This is a genomic window from uncultured Algoriphagus sp. (assembly GCF_963974365.1).
Lineage (GTDB): Bacteria > Bacteroidota > Bacteroidia > Cytophagales > Cyclobacteriaceae > Algoriphagus.
On sequence record NZ_CAXBBX010000029.1, the window covers coordinates 1 to 13,902 of the forward strand.

The 13,902-nt window shown below is 40.7% G+C and carries 14 protein-coding genes; 9 read left to right on the forward strand and 5 right to left on the reverse strand.

The window, feature by feature from the left end:
* The first annotated feature begins 171 nt into the window (after positions 1–171).
* A complete protein-coding gene (locus tag AACZ87_RS22905) occupies positions 172–1,851 on the forward strand; it encodes an amidase (protein ID WP_339870417.1) in 1,680 nt (559 codons plus the stop codon).
* 108 nt (positions 1,852–1,959) lie between these two features.
* Here AACZ87_RS22905 and AACZ87_RS22910 read toward each other — a convergent pair whose 3' ends face one another.
* Together AACZ87_RS22910 and gpmI are read right to left on the reverse strand one after the other, a co-directional pair.
* Positions 1,960–2,532 (reverse strand): hypothetical protein, encoded by a 573-nt coding sequence (locus AACZ87_RS22910; RefSeq protein ID WP_339870418.1) that lies wholly within the window; start codon positions 2,530–2,532, stop codon positions 1,960–1,962.
* Entirely contained in the window at positions 2,532–4,055 is a 1,524-nt protein-coding gene (gpmI, locus tag AACZ87_RS22915) for a 2,3-bisphosphoglycerate-independent phosphoglycerate mutase (protein ID WP_339870419.1), read from the reverse strand. Before gpmI ends, AACZ87_RS22910 begins: the two co-directional genes overlap by 1 nt.
* Positions 4,056–4,191: 136 nt before the next feature.
* On the opposite strand from gpmI, the gene AACZ87_RS22920 reads away from it, so the two are divergent.
* The 3 genes from AACZ87_RS22920 to AACZ87_RS22930 all read left to right on the forward strand — a co-directional run bounded on the left by AACZ87_RS22920 (position 4,192) and on the right by AACZ87_RS22930 (position 6,107).
* On the forward strand, positions 4,192–4,590 hold the full coding sequence (locus AACZ87_RS22920) for a DUF4783 domain-containing protein (RefSeq protein ID WP_339870420.1): 399 nt from the start codon (positions 4,192–4,194) through the stop codon (positions 4,588–4,590).
* A 194-nt stretch (positions 4,591–4,784) separates the two neighbouring features.
* Positions 4,785–5,642, forward strand: a complete 858-nt coding sequence (gene nadC / locus AACZ87_RS22925) for a carboxylating nicotinate-nucleotide diphosphorylase (RefSeq protein ID WP_339870421.1) — start codon at positions 4,785–4,787, stop codon at positions 5,640–5,642.
* A 60-nt stretch (positions 5,643–5,702) separates the two neighbouring features.
* Positions 5,703–6,107 carry an META domain-containing protein gene (locus AACZ87_RS22930; protein ID WP_339870422.1) on the forward strand — a complete coding sequence of 135 codons (405 nt, stop codon included), beginning with the start codon at positions 5,703–5,705 and terminating at the stop codon, positions 6,105–6,107.
* On the opposite strand, the gene corA is transcribed toward AACZ87_RS22930, so the two are convergent.
* Both corA and queG read right to left on the reverse strand, forming a co-directional pair.
* A complete protein-coding gene (gene corA, locus AACZ87_RS22935; RefSeq protein WP_339870423.1) occupies positions 6,108–7,220 on the reverse strand; it encodes a magnesium/cobalt transporter CorA in 1,113 nt (370 codons plus the stop codon).
* A gap of 17 nt (positions 7,221–7,237) precedes the next feature.
* Positions 7,238–8,173: a tRNA epoxyqueuosine(34) reductase QueG gene (queG, locus tag AACZ87_RS22940; protein WP_339870424.1), complete on the reverse strand. Its 936-nt coding sequence runs from the start codon at positions 8,171–8,173 to the stop codon at positions 7,238–7,240.
* Positions 8,174–8,274: 101 nt separating this feature from the next.
* Between queG and AACZ87_RS22945 the strand changes: the two genes are divergently transcribed.
* The 4 genes from AACZ87_RS22945 (at position 8,275) to AACZ87_RS22960 (ending at position 11,759) form a co-directional block, all read left to right on the forward strand.
* Entirely contained in the window at positions 8,275–8,532 is a 258-nt protein-coding gene (locus AACZ87_RS22945) for a DUF6364 family protein (RefSeq protein ID WP_339870425.1), read from the forward strand.
* Positions 8,525–8,935 (forward strand): PIN domain-containing protein, encoded by a 411-nt coding sequence (locus AACZ87_RS22950; protein WP_339870426.1) that lies wholly within the window; start codon positions 8,525–8,527, stop codon positions 8,933–8,935. Before AACZ87_RS22945 ends, AACZ87_RS22950 begins: the two co-directional genes overlap by 8 nt.
* A gap of 194 nt (positions 8,936–9,129) precedes the next feature.
* The gene (locus tag AACZ87_RS22955; RefSeq protein WP_339870427.1) at positions 9,130–10,230 is read left to right on the forward strand and encodes a VWA domain-containing protein; all 1,101 of its coding nucleotides are present in this window, start codon (positions 9,130–9,132) and stop codon (positions 10,228–10,230) included.
* A gap of 5 nt (positions 10,231–10,235) precedes the next feature.
* Positions 10,236–11,759, forward strand: a complete 1,524-nt coding sequence (locus tag AACZ87_RS22960) for a magnesium chelatase (RefSeq protein ID WP_339870428.1) — start codon at positions 10,236–10,238, stop codon at positions 11,757–11,759.
* A 70-nt stretch (positions 11,760–11,829) separates the two neighbouring features.
* Here the strand turns inward: AACZ87_RS22960 and AACZ87_RS22965 are convergent, their stop codons facing one another.
* The gene (locus AACZ87_RS22965; protein WP_339870429.1) at positions 11,830–12,189 is read right to left on the reverse strand and encodes a DUF1304 domain-containing protein; all 360 of its coding nucleotides are present in this window, start codon (positions 12,187–12,189) and stop codon (positions 11,830–11,832) included.
* A gap of 107 nt (positions 12,190–12,296) precedes the next feature.
* Between AACZ87_RS22965 and AACZ87_RS22970 the strand changes: the two genes are divergently transcribed.
* Positions 12,297–13,673: a tRNA/rRNA cytosine-C5-methylase gene (locus AACZ87_RS22970; protein ID WP_339870430.1), complete on the forward strand. Its 1,377-nt coding sequence runs from the start codon at positions 12,297–12,299 to the stop codon at positions 13,671–13,673.
* Positions 13,674–13,902: the final 229 nt, after the last annotated feature.

The following is a 13,902-nucleotide window of genomic DNA, read 5'->3' on the forward strand; positions in this document are numbered from 1 at the left end:
TTGGTTTTTTGTCCAATTAAAATGTGTCAACTTTATCTAGGCACTGTCACCCGCACTGGCGGGACAGGCTGGAGTGGCCTCAATTTTAAATTTTAACATATACTAGATTGCTTTTCCCCCTTTACTGGTAGAAAAGCGGATATACCTATTACATTATTACAAAACTATTCAATGGAATCAAAAAACACAGTTTCTTATTTCGCTTTTATCCTGATCGCTGCAGCAGGATGCCTACTTCTTGGATTTACATTGGGTAGAAATACTGGTGAAATCACACCAATATCTATAGAGGGAGCTTCCGAGATTTTTGGCTTGTCTTTTACTCCAGCCGAAAAAGACAGTATGCTGGGTTCATTAGAAAATCAACGCAATAGGTATGAAGCCTTGCGTGAAGTAAGGCTAGACAACTCAGTAGCGCCATCTTTGGTTTTCAATCCCCTTCCTACAGGATTTCAACCTGACCAAACCCAGAGACCGCTAGACTGGGGCTTAGCAAACGAAATTTCCCTACCAGAAAAGGAATCAGATATTGCCTATATGCCAGTTCACGAGCTAGCTGTGCTAATTAAATCAAAGAAAATATCCAGTGAGCGTCTGACACAAATTTATTTGAATCGCATCAAAACCTACTCTGATACACTTCAATGCCTGATTTCTTTGCTTGATGATTCTGCATTGGAAAAAGCTAAAGCGATGGATGCTGAATTGGCTGCAGGAAAATATAGAGGTCCACTTCACGGGATTCCTTATGGAATCAAGGATCTTTTGGCGGTAAAAGACACCAAAACAACCTGGGGAGCGATGCCTTACAAAGATCAGGAAATCGATATGACTGCTACGGTTGTGAATAAGTTGAATGATGCAGGTGGTGTATTGGTTGGCAAATTCACACTTGGAGCCTTGGCGATGGGAGATGTATGGTATGGAGGTGTTACCAAAAATCCTTGGAATCTGGAGCAGGGTTCCAGTGGTTCCTCTGCAGGATCTGCGTCAGCGGTAAGTGCAGGGCTAGTTCCTTTTGCTATAGGTACAGAAACTTTGGGATCAATCGTATCACCTTCTACAAGAAATGGTGTAACTGGACTTAGACCAACTTATGGTCGAGTGAGTAAGAATGGCGCTATGGCTTTGAGTTGGTCTATGGATAAAATCGGGCCGATCTCCAGATCAGCGCTCGATGATGGGATTGTCTTATCTATAATCAATGGGGAAGACGAGATGGATGCCAGCACGATAAAAGCAGCTTTTAATTTCTCATCCAAAACTGATGTGAAAAAGCTGAAAATTGGTTACTTCGAGGATTTTTTTGAAGGGGAAGGCTCAGGGTCTCAGAACAACCGAGATGTACTTGATCTGCTAAAAAATCAGGGATTTGAGCTGCATCCAGTTGAATTGAAAACTTCTGTAAATCCCAGAGCGATACAAATTATGCTTTCAGTGGAAGGTGCAGCGGCATTTGATGAATTGACTAGATTAGGCTGGGATGATCAATTGGTTGCCCAGCACAAAAATGCCTGGCCTAATGCTTTTCGTGCGGCTAGATTTATTCCTGCAGTGGAGTACCTACAGGCGGCACGGCAGCGAACTATTCTTATTGGAGAAATGCATCAAATCATGCAAGATTACGATGTAATAGTTACTCCAAGTTTTGGTGGAGCGCAGCTACAGATCACCAATTTAACTGGCCATCCTGCGCTTTGCCTTCCAAATGGATTCAGTGAATCCGGGAGCCCAACTTCTATTACGTTGTTGGCTAATCTTTTCGAAGAGGAGAAACTGGTAATGCTTGGAGATCTAATTCAAAAAAATAGCGATTGGCAAGCTAAGCGACCTCCGATGTTTGATAAATAAGGTTTTTAGGTAACTCGTAATTGTTAGAGGCTTAGCGATACAAATCAAAAAAGGCAAGAACTGAAGGTAAACTTCAGTTCTTGCCTTTAAATTTTTATCAGCAATTTTCTATTGCTTCGGGATAATCTTTCCCTCAATTTTCATTTCATTTCTGTCGAGAAACCAAATCTTCTGGCTTGTCTCGATCACATAGCGATCAATCAAGTTTGTGGATTTATTCATGTAAATCTCTCCGAGTGTAGTTGAGGAGTAAAACAAATTATCGTCCGCTATTTTGATAGAAACCGAGCTTACCTGACCATCTGAATAGGTTACGGTGATGTATTTCACTTTATTTCTACCATTGGGCAAAAGCTTATGGCTCAACATGTCATCCGTGGAAATAGTCTCATAGGATTGAATCAAGGAGGATTTATTGATGTCAGCTTCATTAAACAGGCTAAACTCATCTTCCCAATCTTTTGCTGAGTAAATAACTGTAGCTTGCTTTGTATCTCCTTGGATTTCAGAATCCTTAATCACTTCCACACCATCGATCTCTTGGATATGAGTTTCTATAAATCCTTTAAGATCAAAATAGGAGGACTTTTCAAGTGAGCTGGAGGATTCGTCTGCACAGGAAAAGAGGATAAAACTTGCAAGAAAGAAAGTACCGAAGGAAAAGCTTTTGGTATGCTTCATTAAGCCAATAGAATATTACCAGTCATATCTTCAGGCTTTTCTACTCCCATCAGTTTAAGAATTGTCGGAGCCAAATCTCCAAGTTTCCCATCATTTACAGTCAGAACATCGTTTTTGTCCACCATGATGACAGGCACCAGGTTAGTAGTGTGTGCAGTATTTGGAGAACCATCTTCGTTGATCATCATATCACTATTACCGTGATCTGCTATCACGATGATGGTGTAATCATTTGCCAACGCTGTAGTGATCACACTGTCTGCACAAGCATCCACTGCTTCACAAGCTTTCACAGCTGCATCGAAATCACCTGTATGACCCACCATATCTGCATTGGCGAAATTGAGGCAAATAAAATCAGCACTTTTCTTTTTCAGTTCACCATTAATTTTGGAAGCAATCTCAAAAGCACTCATCTCGGGCTTGAGGTCATAGGTTGCCACTTTTGGAGATGGGCAAAGTAATCTACTTTCACCGACAAATTCCTTTTCTCTTCCTCCGGAAAAGAAGAAGGTCACATGAGGATATTTCTCAGTTTCAGCTATTCTGATCTGCTTTTTATTGGCTCTTTCAAGGACTTCGCCTAGGGTGTTATTCAGGTTATCTTTTTCGAAAAGAACTTCTACCCCTTTGAACGTAGCATCGTAGTTAGTAAAAGTGATGTATTCTACATTCAACTTTTTCATATTGAAATCTTCGAAATCACGCTGAGTAAGCGCTTGGGAGATTTCCCGGCCTCGGTCAGTGCGGAAGTTGAAGCAAATCACCAGATCACCTTCTTCGATCATAGCCAAAGGCTTGTTGTCAACACCTACATGAATGATAGGGCGGATAAATTCATCAGTCACTCCATTTTCATAGGATTTTCTCATAGCCGCGAGGATGTCCTTGGACTTTTCTCCCTCACCTTTCACCATGGCGTCATAGGCTAGTTTCACACGCTCCCAGCGATTATCTCGATCCATGGCATAATATCTACCAACTACTGAGGCAACTTGCCCCGCAGAATGAGTCAAGTGCTGCTGAAGGTCCTCCAAATAGCCTATACCTCCCTTAGGATCAGTATCCCTTCCATCAGTGAAGGCATGAATAAATACTTTCTCCATTCCGTTGGACTGGGCGGCATCACATAATCCTTTCAGATGTTCAATATGCGCGTGAACCCCACCATCAGAAAGTAAGCCCATGAAGTGGGTTTTTTTATTTGCAGCTTTAGCTTTTGCAAATGCCTCAACCAAAACAGGATGAGTGTCAAGCTCCTTATTTTCTACGGCAAGGTTGATTTTTACCAAATCCTGATACACTACCCGACCGGCACCGATGTTCATGTGGCCCACTTCGGAATTACCCATCTGACCTGCCGGTAAACCCACTGCAAGACCAGAAGCTTCCAGTTTAGCATGAGGATATTTGGTATAAAGACTATCGACAAAAGGCGTTTTTGCTTTATCTATTGCAGAAACTGAAGGGTTGGTGGCGATTCCCCAGCCATCCAAAATCATTAAAAGTACTTTCTTATCCATACTGCAAATATATTATATTTAAAGGCAAAGTAGTCCCGAAATCCCGATTAGACAAAACTTCTGAGGTTGCAATTGGTAAACTTAAAAACGCAGGACATGATTCCTTTTTTGGCTTAGTATTTGCCTAGCATGGGCAATGACCTCAGTATTAAGTTTAATCGTTTCAATTTTTTTGTTTGTTCAAGCTCCAGCTTTGGATATTGAATCCCAGAATTCCATTGACACGGTTATTTCTGCTATTGACAATGGCTCCAGTAGCGAGTTATCCAAGTTTTTTGATTCTAGCATTTCCTTAAATGTTAACGGATTACAGGGAGATTATTCTAAAAACCAGGCTGAAGTTGTGCTAAAAGATTTTTTTAAGAAGAACCCGTCAATGGGTTTTAGCCTTGTCTTTCGTAGTGAAAACAACCCAAGCATGAGTTCCTATATCGGTGATTATCAGACTGCTCAAGGGCCATTCAAGGTGTTTATAAAAGTTTCCCAGCAAGCTTCCGATTTCAAGATTTATAGCTTGGAGTTTGTGAAAGGGTAAAGTGTTTTTTAAAGATTTTCAACCACTAAGGACTTGAAGAAAGTACAAAGTTGGTGATTGCTTTCCCTTGAATAATGAATTTGATTATTGGTCATTGATCATTATACTTCTTCAACACCAATGAAATGCTTTTTTACTGAAAGAAATTTGCGCATTTGCGCCTATGCGGGAGCTTCAAATCCCTATTTTTGGGCATGAAACCAACTTATCTTACCGAAGAAGCCATTTCCAACTTTATTGCTGCAGCCTTTGCAGAGGATATTGGTCCAGGCGATTACTCTTCACTTTCTTCTATTCCAGAGGGAAAAACCGGGCAGGCAAAACTGTTAATCAAAGATGACGGAATCATTGCAGGTATGGAATTGGCGGAGAAGATTTTTAAGACCTTTGATCCAACTCTTGAAGTAGAGTTGTTGATCAAAGACGGCGATGAAGTAAAGTATGGGGACATTGGTTTGATCGTCAAAGGTTCTTCAGCATCCATACTTTCCTCGGAGCGCCTAGTGCTCAATTGCATGCAGCGCATGAGTGGGATCGCGACCTTAACACATCGATTGACTGAGAAAATCCTCCATACCAAGGCTAGACTTATGGACACGCGTAAGACTACTCCTAATTTTCGATTAATGGAAAAATGGGCTGTTTTAATCGGTGGAGGGGTTAATCATCGCTTTGCACTCTATGATATGGTCATGCTCAAAGATAATCATGTAGACTTTGCCGGTGGGATACGTCAAGCAATTGAAGGATGTAATGCTTATCTGAAAAAGAATAATCTGGATCTGAAAATAGAGATTGAAACCCGGAATCTTGATGAAGTCAAGCAAGTGCTGGCGGTAGGAGGAGTAGATCAGATCATGCTGGATAATATGGATTATGCGACCATGCGAGAAGCAGTGGCTTTGATTGGAAATCAATATAAAACTGAAGCTTCAGGAGGAATCACCGAAGAGACCCTCGTAGATGTGGCGGAATGTGGAGTGGATTACATATCAATGGGGGCTTTGACTCACTCAGTGAAGAGTCTGGATATCAGTCTGAAGGCTTTTTAAACTAAGAATACGGAACATTTTGGCACGATTTCAGTCTTATAAGTAGTAAATCGACCAACTATGAAAAACATACTCTTTATACTTAGCTTTCTTATTTTTGCCTCTTGCAGTTCTGAATCATTTCCAAACAAAGATTGGTACGGCAAGCATCTGACTGTGGTAGAAATGATGGGAACGCCAGTTCAAACTTCTGGATCTCCAAGTGACGCACACTTGATATTTAACTCAGAAAATGGGCTTATCAACGGCAGTGGCGGATGTAATAGGATTTTTGGTAATTACTCGTTAGATAAGAATAAATCAATCAGGTTTTCAGAAATAGGAGCTACTAAAATGGCTTGTCAAAATATGAATTTTGAAAGCCGATTCCTGAATCTTTTGGATCAAGTGAGATATTACGAATTCAAGGATGACATGATGCTTTTAAAAAGTGGTAGAAAAGATGTGATTCTTAAGCTTAAATAATCAGAGCCACCCCTTTTTTCTAAAGAAAACCAGCATTCCTATCACAGCTAGCGTCATTCCGCCCATCACGACGAAATAGCTGTATTTCCAGTGAAGTTCTGGCATATTGTCGAAGTTCATCCCATACACGCCGGCTACAAAACTCAACGGAATAAAGATGGTGGAGATGATTGTCAGCACCTTCATGATGTTATTCATGCGGTTGGAAAGGCTGTTCATGTAAAGATCCAGTACGCCCGATGACATGTCACGGAAGACTTCCATAGTTTCGATGACTTGAATGGTGTTCTCATACAAATCACGGATAAAAGGTCGGGTTTCGGGACTGATTTTGTCATCTGCGTATTTGTCAAAAGAGCCAATTACTTCACGAAGTGGATAAACTGTTCTGCGAAGATCCATCATTTCCCGTCTTTGCACATAGAGTGCATTCAGCGTCTCATTGCCTGGGGAAAACATTGCTTGAGATTCTAGGTTTTCGATGCGTTCACCGATATTTTCCATTACAATAAAGTAATTGTCAATCACGGCATCTAAAAGTGCATAAAGTAAGTAATCTGCCTTTCGTTGACGTATGGCTCTCTTTGGGTCGGTGAGACGGGTTCGTACGAAGTCGAATACATCGCCTTTTTTCTCCTGAAAAGTTAGCAAAATGCCATCTTTAAGTACAAAGCTGATTTGCTCATCATCTATCGGTGCCTCTGGCGAATCACATTGGATCATCTTCATGGCGGCAAAAAGATAATCCTCAAATGCTTCCATTTTCGGACGCTGATCTACGTTCAGAATATCTTCCATAGTCAGCTTATGGATTCCAAACAGTAAACCAATTTTCTCCATCAATTCTACATCATGAAGGCCAATGACATCTATCCAAAGCACCTTCTTTTTCAGCTTCAAATGTTCCTCCAGTTGATTGAGAAGAATAGTTTCTTCAAATAAATCATTTTCATCATAGGTGATGATATTGATCAATACTTTTTCTAGCTTTTTATCTCCGGTAAAGACTAAAGCACCAGGAGGTAGACCAACCTTGTGAGTGTTTTTCTTTTTCTTCTTTTTAGGCTTAAAAAGCTTCTGAACAGCTTTAAGATTTGGAGTTTGAGGGCTCATAAGAAACTCAGTTCTTGTTATTTTGAATTAAGAAAGTCGATATTTCTTTTTAACCCTGCAAGTTTGGTGCGCTTTACTGCTGATTTTTTAAAAACCTTGCGAAAAGTTTCCTCGGTGATTTCTTGCCAATCCTGATTGCTAAACTCTGCCAACTCAGGATGAGGTTGGAATTTTGGTTCCTGATGCGGTTTTGAAAATCTATTCCAAGGACATACATCTTGACAGATATCGCAGCCGAAAGCCCAGTTTTCCATTTGACCTTTGAATTCACTTGGAATGGCATCTTTCAATTCGATGGTCAGGTAAGAAATGCAGCGGGAACCGTCAATGACTCCATTTTCCACAATCGCATCCGTGGGACAGGCATCAATACATGCTGTACAGGTGCCACAATAGTCCTTGGCAAGGGGAGAATCGGGAGTCACCTCTAAATCAATGATGAGTTCTGCAAGGAAGAAGAAACTGCCTTGTTGTTTATTCAATAAAAGACTGTTTTTACCAAGCCAGCCAAGCCCAGCTTTTTGCGCCCATTGACGCTCCATCACTGGTGCCGAATCTACGAATCCGCGACCGTCGATTTCACCGATTTCATTACGTAGGATTTCCAGAAATTCATTCAGTTTGTCCCGAATCACAAAGTGATAATCCTCTCCGTAGGCGTATTTGGCTAGCTTGATGTCGGAGTTACCTCGTGGCAATTCATCCTTTGGATAATAATTATAAACCAAAGAAACCACCGATTTAGCACCTTCCACGAGTTTGGTAGGGTCCAGTCGTTTGTCAAAATGATTCGCCAAATAGCCCATTTGCCCGTTGTAGTTCCGGTTCAGCCAGTCTTCCAGTTTGGGCGCTTCCTCTTCCAAAAATCCCGCTTTCGCTATCCCACAAAAGTCAAAACCCAGCCGCTTGGCGGTGGATTTGATGATGGAGGCATTTTTCTCGGTGGGAGTCATGGGGTAAAGATAAGGGAGTTAAGTTTTAAGGAAGAATCTTAAACCATTGTGGAACTATTTCACACAAAATACACGTATCTTTATTTTAAACACGTGTAATTATGAAAACCAAACTCACACTCACTGTAGAAAAAGAAATTGTAGAGAAAGCCAAACTTAAAGCTGCCAGCAGGGGTATTTCGCTTTCAAAGATGTTTGAGGAGATTTTTGAAAAGGAAATTCCAGAAATTGGCCAGACAGAATCCCAACTTGCAGCCAGTCGCTTATTAAAGAGACTGGAGGAGATGAAGCCTACAAAAGCCCCAAATGTTTCTGACAAATCAGCGCTGAAAAATTACCTAAGAGAAAAATATGGTTAAGATTTTTTTAGACACCAACGTAGTTTTGGATATTATAGGAAAGAGAGAGCCCTTTTATCATGACGCAAAATTATTTTTGAATTTACATTCAAAAGGATTAGCTCAATTACTAATAGCAGAAAGCAGCTTGGGAAATTTGTATTATTTAGCCTTTAATGTTTACAAACTACCATACTCAGAGTTTACAATGGGTGAATTTATTAGGGTTTGTGAAGTGGTTTCTGGAGGAAAGAATGTCATTTTCAAATCCATCGATTCCGATTTTAAGGATAAAGAGGATGCTCTTCAGTATTTTACTGCTTTGGAAAACAATGCTGATTTCTTGATTACACGCGACAAGAAAGACTTCAAATTAGCGAATCAAATTCCCATTCTTTCCCCAAAAGAATTTTTTGATTCCTGACATTTCTCCATTCGATCATCTTTTTTCCCTTTTTCCTCCGTTTATTAAACTACCATACCCATCTTCTTGTTATCCCCCTGATTGGAGCGAAAAGAATCATTTGTATTATAACATCGCCTTTTCCTCATTTACCTTATATCTCGAAGGCCCTGACCAAAATCTAGCGTCTTAGGTCTTGATACTTGATTCTAATTATGAAAGGATTTCGATTTACTCAGTTCGTGCCCACTCAGGATCCTGAGAAGAATACGTTCGAGAATCTGCTGAATATATTTTTGCAACTCGTCACCATGACTGGCGGTGATGTAGCTGAAGCTTTGAGTTGGCTGACCAATCTGGATAATCGCTACCAAATGACCAATCCAAATTATGGTATTGGAGATTTTATTGAAGACCTTAAAAGCAAAGGCTATCTAACCGAGGAAAATCAAAAAGGTGAATTCAAAATCACTGGAAAAGCTGAACAGACCATTCGGAAATCTGCGTTAGAGGAGATTTTCGGCAAGCTCAAGCGGGGAAAATCTGGTCAGCATAAAACCACTCATTCTGGTCAAGGAGATGAAAGGGGCACTGATCGTCGAGCTTATGAATTTGGGGATAATCTCGATCAGATTGCTTTGACAGATTCGCTCCGAAATGCTCAGGCAAATCACGGTTTTTCAGGTGATTACTTATTGACCGAAAGGGATTTGGAAGTGGCGGAAAATGAATTTCGCTCACAGACTTCCACGGTGTTGATGATCGATATTTCCCATTCCATGATTTTATATGGCGAGGACAGAATCACCCCTGCGAAAAAAGTAGCTATGGCTTTGGCTGAATTGATCAAAACCCGCTATCCAAAAGACACTTTGGATATTATTGTTTTCGGAAATGATGCCTGGCAAATTGAGATCAAAGATTTGCCTTATCTGCAAGTTGGGCCTTATCATACGAATACCGTAGCTGGGCTTGAATTAGCCATGGATTTACTTCGAAGGAGAAAGAATCCAAACAAGCAGATTTTCATGATCACCGATGGCAAACCGACTTGTTTGAAAGTAGGAATCAAGTATTACAAGAATGCTTTTGGGATAGATAGTAAGATTCTCAGCGAAACACTGAAACTCGCTGCCCAATGCCGAAAGCTCAAAATACCTGTAACAACTTTCATGATTGCTTCTGATCCTTACCTGAAGGAATTTGTGAAGGAATTTACCAAAGTAAATAACGGAAACGCCTACTACAGCAGTCTGAAAGGGCTTGGCGATCTGATTTTTGAAGATTATAGACGAAATAGAACGAAACGCTTTTAAGCAATATGGACTACCAAAAACTGACACCAAAGGAACTCACCCAGATAAAAACACTTGGCCAACTGAAGGCAGCTGGCTACCAACCCAAATCAATCAAAGAAGAACTTCGCGATAATTTGATTTTGAAGATCAAGCGCAAGGAAAACGTATTTGAAGGAATCTGGGGATATGAGGATACTGTGATTCCTGATATTGAGCGGGCGATTCTTTCTCGACACAACATCAATTTACTTGGTCTGAGAGGGCAGGCGAAAACGAGAATTGCAAGGATGATGACACATCTCTTGGATGAGTATGTTCCTGTAGTTTTTGGTGCGGAACTGAATGATGATCCTTTGCTACCCTTGACTTCTTTTGCCAAAGATTTGATTGAGGAAAAGGGCGATAATACGCCTGTCACCTGGTGGCATAGATCAGATAGATATACAGAGAAATTGGCCACGCCAGATGTATCCGTGGCGGATTTGATTGGTGATGTCGATCCAATCAAGGCTGCTACTATGAAGTTGAGCTATAACGACGAACGCGTAATTCACTATGGTTTGGTGCCCAGATCACATCGTTCCATTTTCGTGATCAACGAATTGCCGGATTTACAGGCTAGAATTCAAGTAGCGCTATTCAATATTTTGCAGGAAGGTGATATTCAGATCCGTGGTTTCAAATTGAGATTGCCGTTGGATATTCAATTTGTATTTACAGCCAATCCGGAAGATTACACTAATCGTGGGAGCATTGTAACACCACTAAAAGATAGAATTGAAAGTCAGATCATTACGCATTATCCTAAGTCTATTGAGATAGGAAGAAGAATTACTGCTCAGGAAGCTAATTTGAAAGGCAAGCCTGTGGATAATATCTATGTACCTGAATTGATGAAAGACTTGATCGAGCAGATTGCTATTGAGGCTCGAGGCTCTGAATTCGTGGATGAGAAAAGCGGTGTTTCTGCGAGATTGACGATTTCGGCTTACGAAAACTTGATTTCCGCTGCTGAACGAAGAATGTATATGAATGGAGAAATCAATACCATTATTCGGATTGCAGATCTGATTGGAGTGATCCCTGCTATTACCGGAAAAGTAGAGTTGGTGTATGAAGGCGAGCAGGAAGGCGCAGGTTTGGTTGCTTATAATTTGATCGGAAAAGCCATCCGTTCGCAGTTTGTAAATTATTTCCCGTCCCCTGAGCAGAAGAAAAAATCCAAAGATGGAAATCCTTATGTGCTGCCGTTGGCTTGGTTTGGCGAGGGGAATGAGTTGGATATTCTAGCTTCCCAAGCGGACAAGAAATACAAATCAGCACTTCATTCCGTTCCAGGATTGGAAGAGGTAGTGACGCAGTTGGTGAAGGATTTACCGGAAAAAGAGAAGGAATTCTTTATGGAATTTGCACTTCATGGATTGGCGGAATTCTCTCAACTGAGTAAAAAAGTGCTCGATACAGGATTACAATTCAAGGACCTTTTTAGCTCCATGTTTGATATGGGGCCGGGCGATGAAGATAATTTCGAGGAGGATGATTTATAAGGTTTAAAACCGCAGGAGGGCGCAAAGTTTTTTGATTGAACTTTGCGCCTTTTGTTTTAAAAGGGATTATTTAAAGATGCAACAATACTAAGGCGATTAGCGCTGGTAAACCCTGCACCCAGAAGATTTTTTTACTTGCCGTCAGTGCACCAAAAATTCCAGCAACCAACACACAACTCAGGAAGAATACCGCCACATAAAAGGCCCATTTGTGATCCTCAATGAGCAGCGACCAAACCAATCCTGCCACCAGAAAGCCATTGTATAATCCCTGATTGGCAGCTAGTCCTTTGGTTTTAGGAAATAATTCTGCTGGTAGGGATTTGAAAGTTTTTTTTCCGATTGTTTCCCAAGCGAACATTTCGAAGTATAAAAAGTATAGATGAAGGGCAGCAATGGCACCAATGAGGATTTTAGCGAGAATTTCCATAAATCTTTAGAATTTAGACAATCTAGCAATTTCTAAGATTTGGTAAAGCATTTCAGTTTCTGAAAACTGATTACTGAGACTGCGAACTGTTGACTTATATTTGTCCCATGCCAGAAACCAATCTTCCTAAGGAATTCGAGTCTCAGATGCTCGAACTACTCGGTCAAGCCGAATTTGAGCAATTCAAAGAAGCAATTAACAATCCTTCCCGCACTTCCATCAGGTTAAATTCTGCCAAAACTTTTTCACTTTCTTGGGCAAACACACCCATTCCATGGTCCAAGACAGGATTTTTTCTAGAAGAAAGACCTTCATTTACTCTTGATCCTGCGATACATGCAGGAGCCTATTATGTGCAGGAAGCATCCTCTATTTTTATCGAGCATATTCTTAATTCCCTGGAAATTCCCAAGGGAATTTATCTCGATTTGGCCGCTGCACCTGGAGGTAAATCAACCTTGCTTTCTTCCTATTTAGGTAGTGAAGGAATGCTGGTTGCCAATGAGGTCATTCAGCCTAGAGCTCAGATTTTGAAAGAAAATATTATCAAGTGGGGTTTGGGAAATGCTGTGGTTACCAACAATGATCCTGATCATTTTACACCTCTGGAGGGCTTTTTTGACTTGGTTCTTGTTGACGCACCTTGCTCTGGAGAAGGAATGTTTCGCAAGGATCCTCAGGCTAGGGAAGAATGGTCCATTGACAATGTGCAGCTTTGTTCTGCCCGGCAAAAACGCATCATGGATCAAGCCGGCGCTTTGGTTAAGGCTGATGGATATTTGGTTTACAGCACATGTACGTTCAATGAGCGGGAAAATGAGGATATGATCCGGTTTTTGACCGAGGAGTTTTCGTATGAGCCAGTTCGAATTCCTTTAGATGCTAGTTGGAATATCAAGGAAACTGAGGTAGAAGCTGAAGGAAAAACATTTTATGGCTATCGATTCTTCCCGCATTTGGTGGAGGGAGAAGGCTTTTTTATTACGGTTTTGAAGCGATCAACAGCGGCTTATATCCAAGAACCGAAGCGAATAAAAGATTTCAAACATCCTTATCTGAAGGAAGTATTTAATCGGGAATCCAGCGAATTGGATGAGGAATTAGGTTTTGATGGTACCGGAAAATTCTACACACTGAATGATTCTTATTTCAGGATTTCCAAAGATTGGAATCTGCATTTTCAGAAAATTTCACACCATTTGAGCTTGAAGTATTTCGGAGTGGAAATTGGGAAAAAGCAGAAAAACGACTGGATTCCAAATCATGAGTGGGCTTTATCCACATTACCTAAAAAGGACTTTCCTTCTCATGAGCTTTCGGAAACTGAAGCTATTGAATTTTTGCGTAAAAATGAGTTTGAAATCCCTGATTTGCCAGTTGGCTGGGTGTTGATAACTTATAAAAAATTACCTCTTGGCTGGATCAAAAACTTAGGAAACCGTGTGAATAACTATTATCCGAAAGAGTGGAGAATTAAGATGTAAGTTTAAAGTACGAAGTAAAAAGTCTCAAGTACAAAGTAGGTGGTCCGTCATAGCATTGAAATGTTGGTTAAAACTGGTTGTTGGGGAATTGAAGTTTAGAAGTGCCTCCTGTCATCGATTTACTACAAGTAAAGATGCAGATGCGTATTAGGATTTGGTAAACACTTAGATTTAGGTGACAGTGCCTAGATAAAGTTGACACATTTTAATTGGACAAAAAACCAATAAG